21 protein-coding genes, 1 tRNA gene and 1 other RNA gene are annotated in these 20,539 nt (G+C 40.9%); 14 read left to right on the top strand and 9 right to left on the bottom strand.

Features of this window, described 5'->3' with window-relative positions; all coding sequences use genetic code 11:
* Positions 1 to 26: 26 nt before the first annotated feature.
* A tRNA-Arg gene (locus Q0688_RS02265) sits at positions 27 to 103 on the top strand.
* A 19-nt stretch (positions 104 to 122) separates the two neighbouring features.
* On the opposite strand, the gene Q0688_RS02260 is transcribed toward Q0688_RS02265, so the two are convergent.
* Positions 123 to 251: a hypothetical protein gene (locus tag Q0688_RS02260; RefSeq protein ID WP_299072633.1), complete on the bottom strand. Its 129-nt coding sequence runs from the start codon at positions 249 to 251 to the stop codon at positions 123 to 125.
* 44 nt (positions 252 to 295) lie between these two features.
* Here Q0688_RS02260 and Q0688_RS02255 point away from each other — a divergent pair, with 44 nt between their 5' ends.
* The 3 genes from Q0688_RS02255 to Q0688_RS02245 are packed head-to-tail and all read left to right on the top strand — an operon-like array spanning position 296 to position 3,518.
* Positions 296 to 562 carry an OadG family protein gene (locus Q0688_RS02255; RefSeq protein WP_299072630.1) on the top strand — a complete coding sequence of 89 codons (267 nt, stop codon included), beginning with the start codon at positions 296 to 298 and terminating at the stop codon, positions 560 to 562.
* Between the two features lie 25 nt (positions 563 to 587).
* The gene (oadA, locus tag Q0688_RS02250) at positions 588 to 2,378 is read left to right on the top strand and encodes a sodium-extruding oxaloacetate decarboxylase subunit alpha (protein ID WP_299072627.1); all 1,791 of its coding nucleotides are present in this window, start codon (positions 588 to 590) and stop codon (positions 2,376 to 2,378) included.
* A 9-nt stretch (positions 2,379 to 2,387) separates the two neighbouring features.
* Entirely contained in the window at positions 2,388 to 3,518 is a 1,131-nt protein-coding gene (locus tag Q0688_RS02245; RefSeq protein ID WP_299072624.1) for a sodium ion-translocating decarboxylase subunit beta, read from the top strand.
* Positions 3,519 to 3,555: 37 nt separating this feature from the next.
* Here the strand turns inward: Q0688_RS02245 and Q0688_RS02240 are convergent, their stop codons facing one another.
* The 6 genes from Q0688_RS02240 to pspF all read right to left on the bottom strand — a co-directional run bounded on the left by Q0688_RS02240 (position 3,556) and on the right by pspF (position 9,991).
* Positions 3,556 to 4,341, bottom strand: coding sequence for an ATP-binding cassette domain-containing protein (locus Q0688_RS02240; RefSeq protein WP_299072621.1), 786 nt, complete (start codon positions 4,339 to 4,341; stop codon positions 3,556 to 3,558).
* The gene (locus Q0688_RS02235) at positions 4,341 to 5,336 is read right to left on the bottom strand and encodes an oligopeptide/dipeptide ABC transporter ATP-binding protein (RefSeq protein ID WP_299072618.1); all 996 of its coding nucleotides are present in this window, start codon (positions 5,334 to 5,336) and stop codon (positions 4,341 to 4,343) included. The genes Q0688_RS02240 and Q0688_RS02235 overlap by 1 nt, the downstream gene beginning before the upstream one ends.
* The gene (locus tag Q0688_RS02230) at positions 5,336 to 6,229 is read right to left on the bottom strand and encodes an ABC transporter permease subunit (RefSeq protein WP_299072615.1); all 894 of its coding nucleotides are present in this window, start codon (positions 6,227 to 6,229) and stop codon (positions 5,336 to 5,338) included. The genes Q0688_RS02235 and Q0688_RS02230 overlap by 1 nt, the downstream gene beginning before the upstream one ends.
* Positions 6,216 to 7,247, bottom strand: a complete 1,032-nt coding sequence (locus tag Q0688_RS02225) for an ABC transporter permease subunit (RefSeq protein ID WP_299072612.1) — start codon at positions 7,245 to 7,247, stop codon at positions 6,216 to 6,218. Before Q0688_RS02225 ends, Q0688_RS02230 begins: the two co-directional genes overlap by 14 nt.
* Positions 7,247 to 8,824, bottom strand: coding sequence for an ABC transporter substrate-binding protein (locus Q0688_RS02220; protein WP_299072609.1), 1,578 nt, complete (start codon positions 8,822 to 8,824; stop codon positions 7,247 to 7,249). The genes Q0688_RS02225 and Q0688_RS02220 overlap by 1 nt, the downstream gene beginning before the upstream one ends.
* A 69-nt stretch (positions 8,825 to 8,893) precedes the next feature.
* Entirely contained in the window at positions 8,894 to 9,991 is a 1,098-nt protein-coding gene (gene pspF, locus Q0688_RS02215; protein WP_299072606.1) for a phage shock protein operon transcriptional activator, read from the bottom strand.
* Between the two features lie 238 nt (positions 9,992 to 10,229).
* Here pspF and pspA point away from each other — a divergent pair, with 238 nt between their 5' ends.
* From pspA to tyrR, 7 genes are all read left to right on the top strand, one after another.
* Positions 10,230 to 10,907: a phage shock protein PspA gene (gene pspA / locus Q0688_RS02210; RefSeq protein WP_299072603.1), complete on the top strand. Its 678-nt coding sequence runs from the start codon at positions 10,230 to 10,232 to the stop codon at positions 10,905 to 10,907.
* Between the two features lie 42 nt (positions 10,908 to 10,949).
* Entirely contained in the window at positions 10,950 to 11,186 is a 237-nt protein-coding gene (gene pspB, locus Q0688_RS02205) for an envelope stress response membrane protein PspB (protein WP_299072600.1), read from the top strand.
* Positions 11,183 to 11,647, top strand: coding sequence for an envelope stress response membrane protein PspC (gene pspC, locus Q0688_RS02200; protein WP_299072598.1), 465 nt, complete (start codon positions 11,183 to 11,185; stop codon positions 11,645 to 11,647). The genes pspB and pspC overlap by 4 nt, the downstream gene beginning before the upstream one ends.
* Positions 11,648 to 11,718: 71 nt before the next feature.
* Complete coding sequence (locus Q0688_RS02195; RefSeq protein WP_299072595.1) at positions 11,719 to 13,149, top strand: YcjX family protein; 1,431 nt, start codon at positions 11,719 to 11,721, stop codon at positions 13,147 to 13,149.
* Positions 13,146 to 14,204: a YcjF family protein gene (locus Q0688_RS02190; protein WP_299072592.1), complete on the top strand. Its 1,059-nt coding sequence runs from the start codon at positions 13,146 to 13,148 to the stop codon at positions 14,202 to 14,204. Before Q0688_RS02195 ends, Q0688_RS02190 begins: the two co-directional genes overlap by 4 nt.
* Before the next feature lie 155 nt (positions 14,205 to 14,359).
* Positions 14,360 to 15,160, top strand: a complete 801-nt coding sequence (gene phhA / locus Q0688_RS02185; RefSeq protein WP_299072589.1) for a phenylalanine 4-monooxygenase — start codon at positions 14,360 to 14,362, stop codon at positions 15,158 to 15,160.
* A 218-nt stretch (positions 15,161 to 15,378) separates the two neighbouring features.
* A complete protein-coding gene (gene tyrR, locus Q0688_RS02180; protein ID WP_299072586.1) occupies positions 15,379 to 16,935 on the top strand; it encodes a transcriptional regulator TyrR in 1,557 nt (518 codons plus the stop codon).
* Positions 16,936 to 17,201: 266 nt separating this feature from the next.
* On the opposite strand, the gene Q0688_RS02175 is transcribed toward tyrR, so the two are convergent.
* Positions 17,202 to 17,669 carry an Lrp/AsnC family transcriptional regulator gene (locus Q0688_RS02175; protein ID WP_299072585.1) on the bottom strand — a complete coding sequence of 156 codons (468 nt, stop codon included), beginning with the start codon at positions 17,667 to 17,669 and terminating at the stop codon, positions 17,202 to 17,204.
* 214 nt (positions 17,670 to 17,883) lie between these two features.
* On the opposite strand from Q0688_RS02175, the gene Q0688_RS02170 reads away from it, so the two are divergent.
* Together Q0688_RS02170 and ffs are read left to right on the top strand one after the other, a co-directional pair.
* Entirely contained in the window at positions 17,884 to 18,930 is a 1,047-nt protein-coding gene (locus tag Q0688_RS02170; protein ID WP_299072582.1) for a Glu/Leu/Phe/Val dehydrogenase dimerization domain-containing protein, read from the top strand.
* Between the two features lie 119 nt (positions 18,931 to 19,049).
* An RNA gene (ffs, locus tag Q0688_RS02165) (signal recognition particle sRNA small type) lies at positions 19,050 to 19,146 on the top strand.
* Between the two features lie 21 nt (positions 19,147 to 19,167).
* Here the strand turns inward: ffs and Q0688_RS02160 are convergent.
* Positions 19,168 to 19,428, bottom strand: a complete 261-nt coding sequence (locus Q0688_RS02160; RefSeq protein ID WP_299072580.1) for a late competence development ComFB family protein — start codon at positions 19,426 to 19,428, stop codon at positions 19,168 to 19,170.
* Positions 19,429 to 19,772: 344 nt separating this feature from the next.
* On the opposite strand from Q0688_RS02160, the gene Q0688_RS02155 reads away from it, so the two are divergent.
* A complete protein-coding gene (locus Q0688_RS02155) occupies positions 19,773 to 20,537 on the top strand; it encodes a DUF3450 domain-containing protein (RefSeq protein WP_299072577.1) in 765 nt (254 codons plus the stop codon).
* Positions 20,538 to 20,539: the final 2 nt, after the last annotated feature.

Genomic DNA, 20,539 nt, shown 5'->3' with positions numbered 1-20,539 from the left:
TAGGTTTGGTGAGATAAAATGGCAATGCGCGTGTAGCTCAGCTGGATAGAGTACCTGGCTACGAACCAGGTGGTCGGAGGTTCGAATCCTTCCACGCGCACCATATACTAAAGCCCACAGATTTATCTGTGGGCTTTTTTGTTGCTACTTCCCCGTCCTAAAATTGGATAAATATTCATAATATCCGAATATTTTCTTATTCTATATGCACTTTTTCTATTGGCGATTTGTTGTTTTTTATTAGGCTGCATGGTACTTATCTCCTATAAGTATTTAACTTTGAGATCACCCGAATATGCAATCTCATGTCGCTGATGCCCTAGTTGAAGCCGCCAATTTACTATTAGTTGGTATGGTAGTGGTATTTTTGTTTTTATCTATGCTAATTGGCGCTATTACGTTGATTGCTTGGATCAATAAACTTTTTCCAGATGAAACCCGCAATAGTGCCGAGAGACACGCAGTGACTCCCCAAAGCACCTTAAGCAGTTCTGAAAACCTGTCTCCTAAAACCTTAGCTGTAATAAGCACTGCTATCTTTCAACATAGACAATCACACTAGTTTATAATTTTTAAGGAAATATCCCATGCGTAAACCACTAGCGATTACAGATGTTGTATTGCGTGACGCCCACCAATCCTTGTTTGCCACTCGGATGCGACTAGAAGACATGTTGCCTATTGCTAGTAAGTTGGATGATATTGGTTATTGGTCCTTAGAAACATGGGGCGGGGCCACGTTTGATGCATGCATTCGTTATTTAGGTGAAGACCCATGGGAGCGTATACGCCAGCTTAAAAAGGCCATGCCAAAAACAAAACAGCAAATGTTATTGCGAGGGCAGAATTTATTAGGTTATCGCCATTATGCCGATGATGTAGTGGAGAAATTTGTTGAAAGGGCTCACGCCAGCGGAATTGACGTCTTTCGAATTTTTGATGCGATGAATGATATTCGCAATTTACAGACCGCAGTAAAGGCGGCGATCAAGCAAGGGGCTCATGCTCAAGGCACCATGTCCTACACTGTGTCACCTGTGCATTCATTGCAAACATGGCTGGATATGGCCAGCAAGTTACAAGATATGGGGGTGCATTCAATTTGCATCAAAGATATGGCGGGTCTGTTAAAGCCATATGAGTGTGAAGAATTAGTCACGCGATTAAAAGAATCAATCGAGGTACCTATTGCCATGCATTGTCATGCAACTACTGGCTTGAGTACCGCGACCTATCAAAAAGCGATTGATGCTGGGGTCGACATTTTAGATACCTCTATATCATCCATGAGCATGACATATGGACATACAGCCACAGAAACTATGGTGTCTATTGTAGAGGGCACAGAGCGCGATACAGGTTTAGCGCTCGGTGATTTTACCGATATTGCCAGCTATTTTCGTGAGGTACGTAAAAAGTACCAGCCCTTTGAAGGAAGTCTAAAAGGCGTCGACGCCCGTATCTTAATTGCACAGGTGCCAGGTGGCATGTTAACCAATATGGAAAGTCAGCTAAAAGAGCAGGGTGCTGAAGATAAATTAGACCAAGTGCTGCTAGAAATTCCTAAGGTCAGAGAAGATCTTGGTTTTATCCCATTAGTAACGCCCACCTCACAGATAGTCGGTACTCAAGCTGTAATTAACGTGCTCACTGGCGAACGATACAAAACCATCAGCAAAGAAACCGCTGGAGTATTGAAAGGCGAGTATGGCGCGACGGCGGCACCAGTTAACAGGGAACTACAGTTACGTGTATTAGATGGACAAGACGCCATTAGCTGTCGCCCTGCAGATCTTATTGATAACGAATTGTCGACTCTGACCACAGAACTAACCGAGATAGCGCAAAAAGAGGCGATTCAAACCGCAGATGAATTGGTCGACGATGTGTTGACCTATGCTTTGTTTCCGCAAATTGGTTTAAAATTTCTTAAAAACAGACACAATCCTGATGCCTTTGAGCCTATCCCAAGTGTCGCTGCACCCAAAGTGGCTGAGCCCCTAGTGCCAACAAGCACATCGCAGTCTAATACTGCTTCGTATTCAGTACGAGTCGATGGTCAAGTATTTGAAGTTGATGTAGCGCCAAGCGGTGAATTAACTAAGGTTCAAGCTGCGCCGAATACTGCACCAGCGGTTCAAAGTGCAGCTCCGGTACCCGCTCAAGGACAAAAGCTAAACTCTCCCTTAGCCGGCAATATTTTTAAAGTCTTAGTCACAGAAGGTGATAAGGTCAATGCTGGTGACGTGGTCATTATTATGGAAGCCATGAAAATGGAAACTGAAATTCGTGCGTCCGTTTCGGGTGTTATTGGCACTATCTTAACCAAAGAGGGCGATGCGGTGCAAACCGGTCAACCTTTATTAATGATAGGGTAGAGCGCAGCAATGGAAAAGCTCGAATTATTATGGCAAAGCACTTCACTCGCTCACTTTGAGTTAGGGCAGTTACTCATGATGAGTGTCGGGGCCTTACTACTTTATTTGGCGATTGTTAAGAAGTTTGAACCTTTACTGCTATTGCCTATAGGTTTTGGTGCCATCTTAACTAATATTCCTCTGGCTGGGTTTAGCGAAGCGGGTGGATTACTTTATCTGGTTTATCATGTGGGTATAGATACAGGTGTGTTCCCGCTGCTTATTTTTATGGGTGTGGGAGCGATGACAGACTTTAGCGCTTTGATTGCTAATCCTAGAATGTTATTGCTTGGCGCGGCAGCACAGTTTGGTATATTTGGCACGCTGTTCGGTGCCATTGCGCTAAATATGGTACCTGGGTTTGAATTCTCACTACAAGACGCGGCAGCCATCGCTATTATTGGTGGTGCAGATGGTCCCACGGCTATATTTTTAGCCTCTAAACTTGCCCCCGATTTATTAGGTGCTATTGCCGTTGCCGCATATTCCTATATGGCGCTAGTGCCTATCATTCAACCACCCATCATGCGGTTATTCACATCAGAGCAAGAAAGAAAAATCGAAATGCCCGAACTTAGAGAGGTCTCTAAGCGCGAAAAAATCATCTTTCCTTTAGCGGTACTTTTACTGTGTATTTTGTTTTTACCCACAGCTACACCTTTAGTGGGCATGTTCTGCTTAGGTAACCTAATGAAAGAGTCGGGAGTAGTCGACAGACTAAGCAATAGCGCTCAAAATGAATTAATTAATGTGGTCACCATATTTTTGGGGTTAGCGGTAGGCTCAAAGTTATCTGCCGACAAATTTTTAACGGTGGAAACCCTTGGTATTCTGGCGTTAGGCGCTATCGCCTTTTCTATTGGCACTGCAGCAGGCATATTAATGGCAAAAGCTATGAGTAAGCTAAGCAGTAAACAAATTAACCCCTTGATTGGTGCGGCAGGTGTCTCTGCAGTGCCTATGGCGGCCAGAGTGGTCAATAAGGTAGGACTTGAAGCTAATCATCATAATTTCTTGTTGATGCACGCTATGGGGCCAAATGTGGCAGGTGTGTTAGGTTCGGCCGTTGCTGCTGGAATTTTGTTAGCCTTAGTTGGGTAACATAGCTACAAAATGGTATGGCACGCTGATTATCCCGTTAATTGTGTTGTGTGTTAAGCAATGCTTGATGTGAGTCCACTAATTTTTTGGTGTACTCATCTTTTGGCCAATTAAATATTACGTCAGTTTTGCCAGACTCAACCACTTTACCATTTTTCATGATGATGACTTTGTCAGATATATGCCTAACAATACCTAAGTTGTGGGATATAAAGATAAAACCTAGTCCTAATTCACGTTGCAGTTTCATTAGCAGATTAACGGCTTGGGAGCGTACCGACGGATCTAAAGCGGCAAAAGGCTCATCAGCCACAATTACTTTAGGGCTAAGTATTAACGCTCTGGCTAAGGCGACTCTTTGTTGTTGTCCATCCGATAGCATATGTCTATAGAAAAATTGGTGCTCTGCCATTAGTCCAACTTGTCTTAATGTACGCTCTATGAGTTTTTTGCGTTCTTGGGTATTAAGTTTTGTGTTAAGACGTAAAGGCTCATCCAGTATTGTGCCTAGGGTTAGGCCAGGGTTGAGAGACTCGTTACTATTTTGAAAAATCATTCTGATATCATGGCATCTAACACTAATATTGGATTTATTTAATTCAACGCCATCCATAAAAATTTTGCCACTTTTAGGTGTTTCTAATCCTACCAGTAGTTTAGCCAACAAGGTCTTTCCTGAGCTATTATCACCCACAATAGCTAGGGTTTCACCTGCTTTAAAATTAAAGCTGACGGGGCCTAAATCAAAGGTTACTGTACTTTTTGACCAGAAGCTTTTTACTTTATTTTGAAAGGTCAAGGCTTCAACATTAATAAGATCCACTACTTGGCCTCCCAATGTAGAGGGAAATGGCAAGTATAAAAATGTGTATGAACCCGTCTAATTTGCGGGGTTGCCACACACTCTTTCCTCGCTCTAGGGCATCTAGGGCCTAATCGGCAACCAATAGGTAGATGATGCAAAGTAGGAATAGAGCCATCTAATGATCTAAGAGGAGATTTTGGTGGAAGATCTTTTCGAAAACTTGGGGCGCTATCAAGCAATGCTTGGGTATAAGGATGAAAAGCGCGTTTTCTTAGTTGTTTGAGCTCGCCACTTTCTACGGTTTGGCCACAATATAAAACAGTTACATAACTGGCCATACTTGAAATGGCTAATAAATCATGACTAACGAACATTACACTCAGGCTTTTTACTTGATTGACGCGAGCGAGTAACTTTAATATTTGTGTCTTAGAGGTGATCTCCATTCCACGGGTGGGATCATCGGCAATAATAAGCTTAGGCTCAGATGCCAAAGCCATAGCAACCATAAATTTTTGTACAACATCGTTGGTAATTTGATGTGGGTAACTCGTTAGGCATTGTTGGTGATCTTTAATACCTACTTTATGTAACAATTTGACTGCTAATGCGTGTTTTTCTTTGTTGTTTTGCCAAAACCAGGTTTTTGTGAATTGATTGCTCGGCAGCATTTCTTTTATTTGCTGACCTAAAGTTAACGAGGGATCAAGGGATTCGAGAGGGTTTTGAAAAATCACTGATATATCTTTACGAATTAATTTTCGTCTTGCTTTGGGCGACATGGTTAATAAGTTTTTTCCTTTCCATGTCATACGGTCAGCCGTGATCCGCCAGCGGTTGGGCAACGCCCCAACAATCGCTTTCACTATTAAGCTCTTACCCGATCCTGATTCTCCTACTAAAGCGTGAATTTGACCCTCATGGATCACCATGTTGATTTTATCCAGCGCCTTTACCCACCCTGAGGATATATCAATTTCTAAGGTAAGGTTTTTGATATCAAGCAAAATCATTAGTGCAGTAACCTATTTCTTAACGCTGACCGTAAGCCATCGCCCACAAGATTAATGGAAATCATCATTAGAACTAACGCGCAGCCGGGTAGGGCTATAGTCCAAGGGGCGATGTACGCAATTTCAATTCCTTCTACGAGCATGGCACCTAATTCTGACGATGGAGCTTGGGCACCTAATTTTAAAAAACCTAAAGCACTGATATCAAGTATAGAAACAGACAGGGCTAAGGTGGCTTGTACTACTAACATTTCTCCCATATTGGGTAAAATGGAGTGAACAAAAATATGGAATTTAGTTGCGCCGTCTAGTTTGGCCGCCATAATATATTCTTTAGATAATTCGTGGCGTATAAAGTCTCGTGTTTGGTGCATAAATTGCGGGATCAGCGCTAGTGCAATAGCCCACATGCTGTTTACCAATCCAGGGCCTAGTATGGCAATAATAATAATAGCGATAAGTAAGGTTGGGATAGCTTGAATGGAATCTAGCGTATGGTTGAGAAAACTCGAACGAACGCCTCTACTCATGCCGGCCAAGGCTCCTAATCCAACACCCAATAGCATTGCTACTAATACCAACAATAGGCTAATACCAAAGGTCATTCTGCAACCATAAATCACCCGAGATAAGACATCACGTCCTAAGGCATCTGTGCCAAATAAATGGGTAATTCCGCCATTAGGATCCCAAGCAGGAGGGATAAGTAAATCCCCAATTTGCTGCATATTTGGGTCAAAGGGTGCTAACAATGGGCAAAAAATTGTAATAATTAAAATAAAAGTAAAACCTAATAAGCCAGCAACAGCTATGTGGTTTTCTTTAAATTCCATCCAAGTATATTGTAATGGAGATGGATGTTGCTCTTCTTGATATAAGCTATATTGCGGCACGTTTACCTCTTCTACGTCTTGGATCTGTCAGGCGAATAGTCATATCAATTGACATAGTAAAGATAACGACTAAAACAGAAACCGCTAACATACCCGCTCTTATAGCTGGGTAATCTTGTTGATAGATAGCCTGTATTAACCAATTACCTATGCCTGGCCATGAAAAGATACTCTCAACAATCATGGCGTTGGTCAGTAGGGTAGGAAATTGCATTGCTAACAATGGTAGGATGGGAATTAACGCATTTCTTATGCCATGACGCATTAACACTTGCCTTGGTGTTAATCCTCGCGCGTATGCAGCTAAAATAAACTCGCTATTTAACGTCTCAATGACAGAGCGGCGGGTGATCCTTAAAATCAGAGTAGTAGTGACCACCGCAATGGATAATGTTGGCAAAATCAGGTGCCGACATGCATCCATAAATGCAGTGTGTTTATCGACTATATCGGATAGTAAAATGTCGATAAGAATAAAGCCCGTTATGCTGGGAATTTCGAATATTAAACTAATACGCCCCGATAATGGGAACCACCCAAGCTGCAACGAAAATACGAGGATCATGATTAATGCGAGCCAAAAAACCGGTAGTGAGTAGCCCAACAAACTTACGGACAACAAGCTGTAGTCGGTAAGTTTATGATGCCGTAAAGCGGCTAGAAATCCTAACGGTAATCCAATAGCAAAAGAAAGGAATAAGGCGTAGAAGCTTAACTCTATACTAGCAGGCAAGTAATCTCCTATTTCGTCATAAAGTTGTAGTCCCGAGCTGAAACTGACCCCCCAATTACCTGCAAATAACTCGCTCATATAATGCTTATATTGAGCAAATATACTATCGGTAACCCTATACTGGATTTGACTACTTTGCAGTGTGGTTAAGTTGTCCAATCTCAAGCCAGTAAGATTCTCAATAGCTTGCCCTGGAAATAAATAGGCTAGGATAAAAGACAGCAAGCTCAGAATGAATAGAGTCACTAAAACAAGGTTGGTATATCGTAGTAAAATTCTACCCATTAGTGCTTCTTCACTCCACCAAAACGCACCCCACCATAAGGATTAATCACGAGTCCTTGTAATTTATTCCGATTGGCCTGATATCGGGATGCATGAGCTATAGGGATCAGGGGGAGTTGTTCTGCCAAAAGTTCGTTCGCTTTGCCATAAAAGTAAGTACGTTCGCTGACGTCAGCAAACTGCAATGCTTGGTTGATTAATGTGTCATATTCTTCTGAACACCACATCGCTCTATTGGTACCAGATTCTATCGCTGAACAAGAAAGTAGCGGACGATAAAAATTATCTGGGTCGCCATTGTCCGCAGACCATCCAATTAGCACAGAATCGTGCAAACCTTCGGTTAAACGCTGCCTGAATTTTGACCACTCATAACTGATAATATTAACTTGGATCCCTACTTCTTGTAGATAAGCTTGTATCAGTTCAGCCATTCTCATGGCATTGGGGTTGTACGCCCTTTGTACCGGCATGGCCCAAATATTCATTGTAAAATCATCACCAATACCTTGCGCTCGTAACAGCTTCTTGGCCGCGATAGGATTGTAACTTAGCGGTCTAACATCTGCTTGAAAAGCCCAAGATGTGGGCGGAACAATGTTTTTTGCCGCAATGGCATTATTGAAATAGATGGCTTCAATCAACGCATTTCTGTCGATTGCCATGCCTAATGCTCTGCGAACCTGAGGGTTGTCAAAAGGTGCTTTAGAGGTGTTAAATGCCCAAAAACCTACGTTTAGCCCAGGTTGTGTATCTAACACTAAATCTTCTTGTTGACGTATTACCTCTAGCTCACTGTGGGAAGGTAATGCAATGGCGTCACATTCATTTGTCAGTAGTTTTGCCAGTCTAAGCGAGCTAGAAGGCGTAATGTCAAATATAAGCTTTTTGGTTAAGGGTATTTGTCGCCAATATTCTGGATGTTCTGCATAGCGAATATAACGGTCCTGACGAAAACTAGTTAATTGATAGGGTCCAGTGCCTACTGGCTGATGATCAATTAGCTTTTTTTGGTTTCGCGCAATTAGTTTGTCTGCGTACTCTGCGGATAAGATCACCGCAAAATCCGTTGCCAGGTTCGCAAGAAATGAACTCTCTGGCTTACTGAGTGTAATTTGTACTCGATATGCATTTAGACTCTTAATGTCGGTAATTAGTCCACTGAGGTTTAGGCTATCGATATAGGGATACATACCTCCCGATGTTTGGTGAAATGGGTGCTCAGTTAAGCGCCACCTATTGATACTAAATAACACATCGTCAGCATTAAAATATCGAGTAGGGGTAAACGTTTGAGTTTGATGGAAAGGGACATTTTTTCTGAGTTGAAAAGTATAGGTTTTACCATCATCACTGACCAACCAACTGGTGGCTAGAGCCGGGACTATATCACCGTTTTCAAGATCAAAATCTAGGAGGCGATCATAAATTTGGTGTGATGATGCATCGACTGTAGTACCCGAGGTGTCTAGTTGTGGATTAAAATTGGCTGGACTACCTTCCGAGCAGTAAACAATACTATTAGCGTCGGTTGTCGACTGCAATAAAGCATCGCAGGCAACCAACAATATGCTCATCAATATAATAAATATAGAATTGAGTGTTGCCCGGGTTGAATGTTTATTAAGCGTAATCACAGCTTAAGCTTAACCCATATTTTCGTTGGTTTGATCTAACAAATTGTATTTCTTCAAATAACCACGAAGTTGGTGATAAGTTAATCCAAGTTTCTCTGCGGTTTTCTTTTGATTAAACTGACTGTCTGCTAACGCTTGTTTAATTAAATCCATTTCAAAATCTTGAGAAAGTTCTTTTAAATCCACAGGAAACTCAAAGACGGTACTTGCTTTAGGTTCGACTTCGACTTGAGTTTTTAGAGTTGCTTCAGTTGAGGCGACAGAGGCATTTATTGCCACAGGCCCAGGCGCATTAGTAAGGGTTTTGATCCTTTTTTGCGGTCGGTAAACAGACTCAAATGGGTCTAATACAATATTGTGCACAGGTAAGTTGGGGTTATTGCTACGATATACAGCGCGTTCCACTACATTTTTTAACTCTCGGATATTACCTGGCCAGTGATAATCCAATAGGGTGCGTTTAGCTTTTTCGGTGAAACCACTAAACAGCTCCATTTCCATTTCTCTGGCCATATTCATGGCGAAATTTTCAGCTAACATCAAGATGTCCTCTCTACGCTCACGAAGAGGCGGCAAAGTGATAACATCAAATGCTAGCCTATCTAACAAGTCTGCTCGAAACTCGCCTGAATCTGCTAAGGCAGGTAGATCTTCATTAGTTGCAGCCACTAAGCGAACATCCACTTTCACGCTTCGAGAGCCGCCAACTCGTTCAAATTCTCCATATTCAATAACACGCAATAGTTTTTCTTGTACCATTCCCGAGGTATTGGCCAACTCATCTAAGAATAAGGTGCCGTTATGTGCAGTTTCAAATCGCCCTTCACGACGTTTAGCAGCGCCAGTAAAGGCTCCAGCCTCGTACCCAAATAATTCGCTTTCCAAGAGGTTCTCACTAAGTGCTGCACAATTTAGTGTGAGATAGGTTTGTTCCCAGCGTTTTGACAAAAAATGCATTCGCGCGGCCACTAGTTCTTTACCTGTGCCTCTTTCTCCTATAATTAACACCGGTTTATTTAAAGGGGCAATTTGCGATATTTGTTCTAATACCTCTAAGAAGTTATTAGATTGACCTAACATTTTATCTTGCTCTCGAAAACGGCTCATCAATATCCTCAAAAAGTGGTCTAAACGACTAACTAATAGTGTGCTTACTAATTATTGTAGATCTCCGAGTACAGCATGTAAATTTATATTTGTTTAAAATCAACAATTTAGTGAAAAAACAATGTTGGCCTACAAATTGAATAAAGGTTAAGTAGAACTCGGATAGAGTGAACAATAAGCAGCAACAATCCAGTTAAATAGTATTTAGCTAACATTTGATATTAAAGAGGTAAAGATTATGGGTATCTTCTCGCGTTTCACCGACATAGTGAACTCAAATATAAATTCCCTTTTAGATAAGGCCGAAGATCCGGAAAAAATGGTACGGTTAATCATCCAAGAAATGGAAGACACCTTAGTTGAAGTGCGTTCTGCTTCTGCAAAAACCTTAGCGAGTAAAAAAGACATTGCCGCGCAAATTTCTAAAGTGCAAGGCGAGGCGAAGGATTGGAAAGCGAAGGCAGAATTAGCCATTAGCAAGGATAGGGAAGACTTAGCCCGTGCCGCTTTACAAGAAAAGAAAAAATGTGATGAACATGCAACGGCCCTGACGTCTGAGCTTAAGATTGTCGACGAACAAATTACTAAACTGCAAAGTGAAGTAGGGCAATTGCAAGATAAATTAGCCGATGCGAAAACACGTCAAAAAGCGATTTTATTACGCCAGAAAACTGTCAGTTCAAGACTTGAAGTAAAGAAAACACTAGACAATGGCAAAGTGGACGCCGCCATGGGACGCTTTGAGCAATACGAACGTAAGATTGATGATTTAGAATCACAAGTGGATGCTTATGATTTAGGTAAGAAAACCTTAGCTGATGAGTTTGCTGAACTTGAAACCGATGAAGATATCGATGAAGAATTAGCCGCCTTAAAGAAAAAAATGCAATCTAAATCGAAAGCGACTAAAAAATAATCTAGTGATAATCGGTAAACACTGACAAGAAGGAGATCAACTGTGGAAGACGTGATTGGCATAATAGTGGCACCTATCATTATATTTATGATTTTTGTCGCTCCAATATGGTTAATAATGCATTATCGAAGCAAGAAACAAATTAGTCAGGGGCTGACTGAAGTTGAATACGACACTTTACAAAAGTTAGCCGATAGGGCAGAAAAAATGTCAGACCGTATTCATACTTTAGAGTCAATCTTGGATGCAGAGGCACCTGAGTGGAGGAATAAAGTATGAAAACCTACGGCAGTTTACAGCGTGATCCGAGTAGAGGAAAAATAGCTGGAGTGTGTGCTGGGGTAGCAGAATACTTTGGCATGGAAATATGGTTGGTTCGTATGCTCACCCTGACTGGATTTTTCTTATTAGCGCCGCCATTTTTTGTCATTGGGTATATTGCCGGATGGTTTATTCTTGAAAAAAAGCCTCAAGGTTTATCGACCAACGTAGCAGGTGACAAGTACGTAACACCTAGTCGTCGCGATAAAGCTAAAGGGAAAGGCTGGCACAATGAATCAGAGCAAAACCACGAAAAAGTAGTAGTGAAATCCAAAGTTTGGCAAGCAGGAGAGCCCCCCAAGCAAGCTTTTAGCGACATAAAACAGCGCTTTGCAAAAAATGAGAGTAGACTCAGAAAAATGGAAACTTATGTCACATCATCTGAGTTTCAACTCAACCGAGAGTTAAATAAATTATAATATAAAGGGGCTGGCTATATGTTAGCCCTAAGCGTTGCTTTTCTAATTTCATAAGGCTTATAACAGTTTTTATGCAGACTTCTTTTTTTCAGCATCCAAATATTCAGCACACCACACAAAAACTAAAACTCACGGCCGCAAGACTGGCAAATCAGCATATTAATTTGGCTGTAACTGGATTGAGCGGTAGCGGAAAAACCGCTTTTATAACATCTTTAGTGAATCAACTTATCGAGGCTAATGACTTAGCACACTTACCCTTTTTCACCGTGGCCAGAGAATCTCGCTTGGTGGGAGTAAAAAGAGATGTACAGCCTAACTTGAGTTTTAGCCGATTTGCGTATGAAGATGGCATGGCTAAGTTAACTCAAGCTTCCCCACAATGGCCAGCGTCAACCAAGGGTATTTCTCAAGTCAGGCTCAAAATTAAGTATAAAAAGAGTAAAGGGTTGAGTAAATACCTAACAGAAGATGCGACCCTCACTCTTGATATTACAGATTATCCAGGGGAATGGTTACTCGATTTACCGCTGCTAGAAATGGATTACCAGCAATGGTCGAAACATTGTCAAGAGGAGCTTTTGGATCCACAGAGACGGCTCCTTGCTAGCGAGTTTTTCGAAGCGGTAGAGAAGCTAGATCTCAATGCCAAAGGTGACGAATTGGCGTTACAGAATGTGGCAAAGTTGTACAGCCAATATTTAGTGGATTGCCAAAAGCAGGGTTATCAACTATTGCAACCTGGTCGATTTATATTACCTGGTGAATTGTCTGGGGCGCCTGTTTTACAATTTTTTCCGATTGCTGAAAAGCAACTTGAAACGCAAGGCGTTGATATCAACTCACCGCAACAAGACAGTAATGCAGAGTTGTTGTGTAAACGCTTTCAATATTACAAAACCCATGTTGTTCAACCATTTTACAAAGACCACTTTAAGGGATTTGACAGACAAGTTGTATTAGTTGATTGTTTATCTGCGTTAAATCGTGGCTTCCATAGCTATCAAGATTTACAGAAAGCGTTAAATTGGTTAATGGGCAGTTTTCAATATGGCTCTTCTAATATCCTTAATCGCTTGTTCCAACCTAGAATTGATAAATTAGTGTTTGCGGCAAGTAAAGCTGATCATATAACACCTGATCAGCAGACTAATTTAGTTAAGCTGTTAGAAAGCATGCTACATAATGCAAGGAAGCAAATACAATTTGAAGGCGTGAGTACAGAATCGACAGCGGTATCGGCTATTCGAGCGTCTGAATCTGGCTATGGCAGAGTTAAGAATGAAAGCATTCCTGTACTACAAGGCACCAATGAAAAAGGTGAGTCCATTACATTGTTTCCGGGGGAAGTGCCACAAAGCTGTCCGGAACCTGAGTTTTGGAAACAACAACGGTTTGAGTTTCCGAAATTGTCGCCACCAGTGATAAATTCCGAACACGTGCTGCCACATATTAGAATGGATCAGATCCTCAACTTTTTATTGGAGGATAAATTGCAATGAAACCCACTTCTGAACACCAAGAGCAACAAGCAATTAAAGCCGCGGTAAAGCTTAAAGGTGCTGATGTTTTTGACAATAAGAGTGCCGATTTGAGTTCGCAACCAAGTATCAAATCCGCAGTAGTAGTGGATGATCTTGACTCTGTTGATCTAGGTAATGAACCTATAGATAGCACCTTGTCTTTGTCGTCTACTGAAGTGATAGCCGTCAAAAAAGCTAAGCACAAGTGGCTGGTGATTTTATTGATTGCAGTGATCTTTGCAAGTATTGCCGAGCTAGCCATTTTTGTTGTGACGACTATTAAAGCAATGGACTGGTTGGCAGGCGTTTGGTTAGTTATTCTCTTTGGATTAGGGGGAATAGTTGTTCGCCTAGTCATTGTTGAATATAAAGGGCTGAGACAACTTAAATATCAGCAAGCGATCCGTGCGCAATCTGAGCAAATGGCCGCGACAAATGTCATAGGTTTGGCGGAGCAACATTGCCTAAAAATAACTAAAAATTTGGCCCAAGACTATCAGCACTTAGCGGAAAATTGGCGAAATAGCATTGACCCACATCACAGTGATAGTGAAGTGTTAGCTTTGTTCGAACACCAAGTATTAGCGCCTATTGATCAATTGGCCATAAAGCATGTGAGTCAAAATGCCTCTGCCGCCAGTGTTATGATTGCGGTTAGCCCTTTTGCGTTGTTGGATATGTTGATTGTGTTGTGGCGCAACATTCGGATGATGAATCAAGTGAGTGAGATCTATGGTTTACATTTAGGTTATTGGGGGAGGATAACGCTAATCCGTAAGATATTTCATACAATGCTGTACGCTGGCGCCGCCGAGATTTTGTCTGATGCGGGCAATTATGCTTTAGGAGCTGGCATAACTGGTAAGTTATCAACACGAGTAGCACAGGGCTTAGGGGCAGGAGTCTTGACCGCTAGAATTGGTATTAAGGCTATTAATGAAAGCCGGCCATTACCTTGGTTATCTCAAGCAAAACCAGGCTTGTCGGGTATTAGTAAACAGCTTTTGGCTGACCTGAATAAACACATTAGTTAGCACTTAGTTAAAGAGCGCTAATGTTGACAATATTAACACTTGTGTAAGCTATTATTTACAATTTCATCATTACATAAATACACCCTAAAGGCTTTAGATTTGATGAAGGGTGCGTACAATTTTGTACTATGTTTATTAAAAGTTAATGTAGTTTCATGTCAAAAAGTACCACTTATGTATCCCACGAGCCCGATGAGAATGGTGTAGTCAATTGGAGTGAGCAAGAGAATAAAACTTGGGCATCATTGCTTAAAGAGCAAAAGACCTTATTGCAAGGTAGAGCTTGTAATGAGTACCTTGATGGACTGGCATTACTCGATTTACCCACTGAATATATTCCGCAGTTAGCCGACATCAATTCGGTATTGAAAGAGACAACAGGCTGGCAAGTTAAGGAAGTTCCGTCCTTGATTAACTTTGATGAGTTCTTTCGTTTGTTAGCAAATAAACAATTTCCTGTGGCCACGTTTATACGTTCCAATGAAGAGTTCGACTATCTGCAAGAGCCGGATATTTTTCATGAAATCTTTGGGCATTGTCCATTATTAACGAATCCAGCTTTTGCTCATTTCACTCATACTTACGGGAAACTAGGCTACGCAGCTAGTAAAGAAGATAGGGCGTATTTAGCTCGCTTGTATTGGTTTACTGTCGAATTTGGTTTGGTTGACACCGTTGACGGTCCGCGAGTTTATGGTGGTGGTATCTTGTCTTCGCCTGGAGAGACAATTTATGCCCTAGGTTCAGATAAATGTGAACACTTACCTATGAAACCTTTAGACGCGTTAAGGACACCATACAGAATCGATATCATGCAGCCTATCTATTACATGCTTGAATCATTTGACTCTCTTTTTGACATTGCAGAAATGGATCTTATGTCTTTAGTGAACCAAGCCAAAAAACTGGGGTTGTTTGAACCTAAATTTTTACCTAAAACCAAACAAGCAAGTTGATTGTTTGATTTTTATCACCCAGTCAAAAGCCAATTATCTATTCTAGAATAACACTACCCTATACCTGCCAATTGTAATAATATCTTTACGCCAGCTCAAGTTGAGCTGGCGTATCCTAAGCATCATTCAACTCTACATTAGAAGCATCGGGAGTGTTGCTGGAAAACAAACTAATTCACGAACGAAAGATTTGGTTTTGTATACAAATGAGGTTCTAAATGCGTTTAGAAGTAAACTGTCAGGATCGTTTGGGTATAGCCCAAGACGTTTTGGATATATTAGTTGAACACGAAATTGATTTACGTGGCATTGAGATTGATGAGCAAGGTAAAATTTACCTAAATTTCCCAAATATTGAATTTGCAGATTTTCAGCACTTAATGCCCAAAATCCGCAAAATTGAGGGTATTGAAGATGTAAAAACTACTCCTTTTATGCCGATAGAACGTGAGCAGTATCAACTAAAGGCGCTGCTGCAGACTTTGCCTGATCCTGTATTTTCAGTGGACACCAAAGGCAAAATCATTCTAATAAATGAAGCCGTTATATCAAACTTAGATATCCCTAAGGGAGAAATTATTGGCAGTGAGATCGGAGAATTTCTTAAAGGGTTTAATGTTACTCGTTGGTTGGAGTGTAACAATCCTCAGGCCCAAGCACAAAGGATTAGGTTTTTAGAACAAGATTATTTGGTTGATATGTTACCCGTAATGGTCCCCAACTCAGATGACGCTGATATATTGGCAGGCGCTGTATTTATGCTGAAGTCTGAGCTCAGATTAGGGCAACAGCTCACCGTTTTTCACAAGGCGAGCCCAGATAGCTTTCTCGCTATTCAGGCAGAGAGTAAGGCCATGAAAAATGTCGTGAAAGAGGCTAAACGATTGGCCGAATTAGATGAGCCAATCATTATTTTTGGTGAAACAGGCGCAGGGAAACAAATACTAGCTAAAGCGTGCCATGAGGCCAGTAGACGTAATGAATATGGTTTTTTAACTTTCAACTGTGCTGCATCTGCTGATGTAGCAGAGGCAGAACTTTTTGGTATAGTGGCCGACCCAGGTACACAAACCGAGGATAAAGCTGGGTTATTAGAGCTAGTTCAAGGCGGAACTTTGTTAATAAATGAAGTGGCAGATTTATCAATTGAGCTGCAAGTAAAGCTGTTACAGGTTTTACAAAGTGGCCGGTATCGAAAGATAGGAGATGAAAAAGACCTGTTGCTGGATGCGCGGATCATGTGTACTACCCAAAAGGACTTAGGTAAGTTGATACAAGAGGGGCAATTTAGAGCGGATCTTTTTTATCGATTGAATGTATTGAACTTAGTGCTCCCTCCTTTACGAGAGCGCAAGTCAGATATCGTTGCGTTAGCTGAAAGATTTATTAAACAACATAGCGTTAAATTAGGGCGTAAAGCCCCAAAGATGACTAAGGCTTGCTCACACTATTTGCAGACTTATCCTTGGCCTGGCAATGTAAGGCAACTTGAAAACGCACTATATCGCGCTGTGTCATTACTTGAAGGTAGCGCCCTTGAAAAAGAACAGATCCAGTTACCGTCTTGTTCAGAAACCGTGAGTTTTGTATCGCAAGAGTTTACCGGGAGTTTAGATGACGAAGTCAAACGTTTCGAAAAAGACATACTGATGCGTTTGTATCCTAGCTTTCCTAGTACTAGGCAATTAGCTAAAAAGCTAGGCTTAAGTCATACAGCAGTGGCTAATAAACTACGAGATTACGGCATCAATAAAAAAACCGTGAAAATAGTATAATACCAATTCATCCTAATAATTGATCACTCAGCGAGATTTAAAAGCACCTAATCAAGGCGCTCGAATGAAGCAATAGTTATTCTATTGTAAGTTCGGGCAACGCAGAGTAGGTGCTTTTAAACCTCGCCCAAAGGGAGAACAGCAGCGACTTTCACTCTTCGTTCTAGCCCTTTGAAAGAGGGCGGCCATTCCTGCAGGACTACGCCTTGATTGAAAGTCGCTGATGTTCTCTGAGTGACTAATTGTTAAGATGAATTGGTATAAGTTCACAAATTTTTAATAGGTAATTCAGTGGTGTTTTTAACCTGTTTAAGTGCAAAAGTAGAACTTAGGTGATCGACTAAAGGCAAATTTGTTAGGGTTGTCTTTAGCAAATGTTCATATTCTTCTATATTTTCAACAATGACCTTAAGTAAATAGTCTTTATCGCCACTTGTGGTATGACATTCAACTATTGCATCTATGCTCTGAACTGCTTTTTCAAAGTCATTTAAAGACTCACCATCATGGTTTTTTAGGGTGACATATATAAAAACAGAGACGCCCAAATTTAGTTTTTTACTATCCAGCAAAGTTACTTTTTGCAAAATAACTTTCTCAGCTTCAAGGCGTTTTACTCTGCGCCAACAAGGCGTGTGTGACAACCCCACTTTTTGACTTAAATCAGCCATAGAAACGGTCGCATCCTTTTGCATAACCCGCAAAATTTCTCGATCAAACTTATCTATTTTCATAATATATATTGTTTCATTAGAGACCTAAACTTTGGTTATAGCATGATGAAAAATCAATTCTTTTTCAAGGCAAAAAAGAGGATATTTATCCTAGTGACGCTATTTACCGGTGATTTATTAATGTAACGAGATAACCAGCTCATTAAAGTTGCAAAAAATGTCCTATGTCTTATGAGATATGATCACTTAATATCTAGTCTAATCGGGGAAAAAAATGTCGGTTTTTGAGCACAGTGAATTTGACGGACATGAACATGTAGCTTTTTATCAAGACGCAAGTAGTGGGCTAAAAGCAATTATAGCGGTACATAACTCAAACCTTGGTAATGCGCTAGGGGGATGTCGTATGTGGCCCTATGCAACTGATGAAGAAGCGTTGCGAGATGTATTAAGATTGTCGAAGGGAATGACCTATAAAGCCGCGATGGCAGGCCTGAATCAAGGCGGAGGCAAGGCTGTTATCATTGGAAATCCTCGCACTGAGAAAACTCCTGAGAAAATGGTAGCCATGGGCAACTTTATTGATAGCCTATCAGGGAAATATATCAGTGCTGAAGACTCAGGTTTGACTGTAGATGATTTGAAGTTAATGGGAAATCAAACCCGGCACGTATCGGGTATCCAAGCTAAATATCATATTAACTCAGAGCCTGCTGATGGTAATCCAGCCCCCTCAACAGCTTATGGGGTGTATGTTGGTCTTAAAACAACTGTTGCCAAAGCTATGAATTCAGATCTGAATGGCGTAAAAGTCGCCATTCAGGGGTTAGGGCATGTTGGTCTTCGTTTAGCTAAACATTTGCATAGCCAAGGTGCTTGTTTGTATGTGACAGATATCCATACTGAGAATATTGAAAAGGCGGTTAATGAATACTCAGCTATTGCCGTCAGCCCAGAAGATATCTTCGACTTAGATGTGGATGTGTTTGCTCCGTGTGCAATGGGAGCCATACTTGATGAGAAAAATATTGCGAGATTAAAAGTCAAAGCCATTGCTGGTGCTGCAAATAATCAGTTGGCAAAAGAAGAGTTTGGCCAGTTGTTGGCCGACAAGGGGATCTTATATGCTCCTGACTATGTCATTAATGCTGGTGGTATTATTGACATATACCATCAATCTATTTCTAGTTCTGATTCGCAAATGCGAGAGCATATCGAAAAAATTAGTGACACATTATTAGAGATATACAGTCGCGCCCAGTCACAAGGAATTGCGACAAATATAGTGGCTAATCAAATTGCGGAAGAACGTTTTGGTTAATAGTTAATCTAACAAACCAAAGAAGTCAAAAGTGGGTTGCATCTGACATTAGCTTTGTTCATAATGCGCCCGCCTTTGACGATATGTGTCAACATGCCGTTAGGCTTTCAATGGTGACCTTTCGGTCCCCTCGCAATGATAATTTGTGAACCCGGTCAGGCCTGGAAGGGAGCAGCCGCAGCAAATGACTCATGTGCCGAGGTGTGGCTGAAAGGGAGCCACCAATTTAGTCTCTGTTCAGTTATTTTGATCTAAAAACTTTATCGCCTGATTGACCGCATTAACAACATTCATCTCCATTTGTTGCCGTTCATTTTGTGGTAGGTAAAATGACATATCTACTTCAAATCTAATATATTTCGGTTGCAACTGATTCAAAGCAAGACAGCATAAATCAGCCAAATAATCTTCCTCTTTTGATTGAGTCAACGCTAATGTATCTATTCTTTCTAATACTAAGTGTTCGTAATAGTTATGGATATCATCATCTAGCTTCATGTTACTTCCTTATCAAAAAATCAAATGAAGTGATCAATATATACACCTTTGTTATAATTAACCTAGTACTTTCTAACATCAAGTTTTGGTTAATTAGTATTAGCATGGCGTCTATGATGCTTGATTTCTGAACACAACAGCATATTTGCTACAAAATATTTGTTTATAGCGTGTTAGTTTCTTGACAATTTACTTACATACGTGTGAACATTCTACCGTCTTAGCCTTTATATTTGTAAAAGTTAAGCCCCTTAAATAAATAGAGCTTTAAAGCCCCTTGTCTGCAAAATATACTGCGTGACGAGGATTCAAAAAAAGAAAATTGGTTGGGAATTATGTCCAAAATGAGCAAGAGAAACCTAATTGCTTCTGCCGTCGTAGGTGCGTTTGCACTCGGTAGCAGCGCCGTTGTCTCTGCAGATCCGTTAAGTGATCTTCATAAAGAAGAAGCTAAAATTCACGCGGCTGCAGCGAAATCCCAAAAGAAAATAAACAATCTGTATGAACAGTCACAGGAATTGTTTGTTGAGTATCGTGGAATCGTTGACGAAACAGAAAATTTAAAAGTGTATAACGATTATGTCGCAACCCTTGTTGCCGATCAGCAACGTGGTATTGATTCACTTCAAACTCAAATTGATGGTATTGATGGCGTTAAACGTGGCGTAGTTCCGCTTATGTTTAGAATGATTGATAGCTTAGAGAAGTTTATTGAACTTGATGTGCCTATTAATCTCGATGAGCGTAGAGAGCGAGTTGAACGTCTACGTGATGTTATGGCTAATTCAAATGTTACGACCTCTGAGCAATTTCGTCAGGTTATTGAGGCCTACCAAATCGAGAATCAGTACGGTGGTACAATCCGAGCTTACCAAGGTAAGTTAGATTATCAGGGAACCGAAATCACTGTAGATTTCTTCAACCTAGGCCGTACCGCGCATTTAGCTTTGTCTCTTGATGGCAAAAGTGCATGGGTTTGGGATAATGATGATAGAGCTTGGCAAGAATTGGGTGCTGAATATATTAATCCAGTCGTAATTGCTGTGCGCATGGCCAACAAACTATTGCCAGCTGATCTTCTTAAACTACCAATCAAAGCTGCGGAGTAATA

It is taken from the genome of uncultured Paraglaciecola sp. (assembly GCF_937123705.1).
In the GTDB taxonomy this organism is placed as follows: domain Bacteria; phylum Pseudomonadota; class Gammaproteobacteria; order Enterobacterales; family Alteromonadaceae; genus Paraglaciecola.
This window is presented reverse-complemented; position numbering and strand designations above follow the sequence as displayed.

Bases quoted from the DNA above. Each gene is read 5' to 3' on its own strand.
- Q0688_RS02260 (WP_299072633.1), bottom strand. From the start codon at position 251: ATGCAGCCTAATAAAAAACAACAAATCGCCAATAGAAAAAGTGCATAT.
- Q0688_RS02255 (WP_299072630.1), top strand. From the start codon at position 296: ATGCAATCTCATGTCGCTGATGCCCTAGTTGAAGCCGCCAATTTACTA.
- oadA (WP_299072627.1), top strand. From the start codon at position 588: ATGCGTAAACCACTAGCGATTACAGATGTTGTATTGCGTGACGCCCAC.
- Q0688_RS02245 (WP_299072624.1), top strand. From the start codon at position 2,388: ATGGAAAAGCTCGAATTATTATGGCAAAGCACTTCACTCGCTCACTTT.
- Q0688_RS02235 (WP_299072618.1), bottom strand. From the start codon at position 5,336: ATGATTTTGCTTGATATCAAAAACCTTACCTTAGAAATTGATATATCC.
- Q0688_RS02225 (WP_299072612.1), bottom strand. From the start codon at position 7,247: ATGGGTAGAATTTTACTACGATATACCAACCTTGTTTTAGTGACTCTA.
- Q0688_RS02220 (WP_299072609.1), bottom strand. From the start codon at position 8,824: ATGAGCATATTGTTGGTTGCCTGCGATGCTTTATTGCAGTCGACAACC.
- pspF (WP_299072606.1), bottom strand. From the start codon at position 9,991: ATGAGCCGTTTTCGAGAGCAAGATAAAATGTTAGGTCAATCTAATAAC.
- pspA (WP_299072603.1), top strand. From the start codon at position 10,230: ATGGGTATCTTCTCGCGTTTCACCGACATAGTGAACTCAAATATAAAT.
- pspC (WP_299072598.1), top strand. From the start codon at position 11,183: ATGAAAACCTACGGCAGTTTACAGCGTGATCCGAGTAGAGGAAAAATA.
- Q0688_RS02195 (WP_299072595.1), top strand. From the start codon at position 11,719: ATGCAGACTTCTTTTTTTCAGCATCCAAATATTCAGCACACCACACAA.
- Q0688_RS02190 (WP_299072592.1), top strand. From the start codon at position 13,146: ATGAAACCCACTTCTGAACACCAAGAGCAACAAGCAATTAAAGCCGCG.
- phhA (WP_299072589.1), top strand. From the start codon at position 14,360: ATGTCAAAAAGTACCACTTATGTATCCCACGAGCCCGATGAGAATGGT.
- tyrR (WP_299072586.1), top strand. From the start codon at position 15,379: ATGCGTTTAGAAGTAAACTGTCAGGATCGTTTGGGTATAGCCCAAGAC.
- Q0688_RS02175 (WP_299072585.1), bottom strand. From the start codon at position 17,669: ATGAAAATAGATAAGTTTGATCGAGAAATTTTGCGGGTTATGCAAAAG.
- Q0688_RS02170 (WP_299072582.1), top strand. From the start codon at position 17,884: ATGTCGGTTTTTGAGCACAGTGAATTTGACGGACATGAACATGTAGCT.
- Q0688_RS02160 (WP_299072580.1), bottom strand. From the start codon at position 19,428: ATGAAGCTAGATGATGATATCCATAACTATTACGAACACTTAGTATTA.
- Q0688_RS02155 (WP_299072577.1), top strand. From the start codon at position 19,773: ATGAGCAAGAGAAACCTAATTGCTTCTGCCGTCGTAGGTGCGTTTGCA.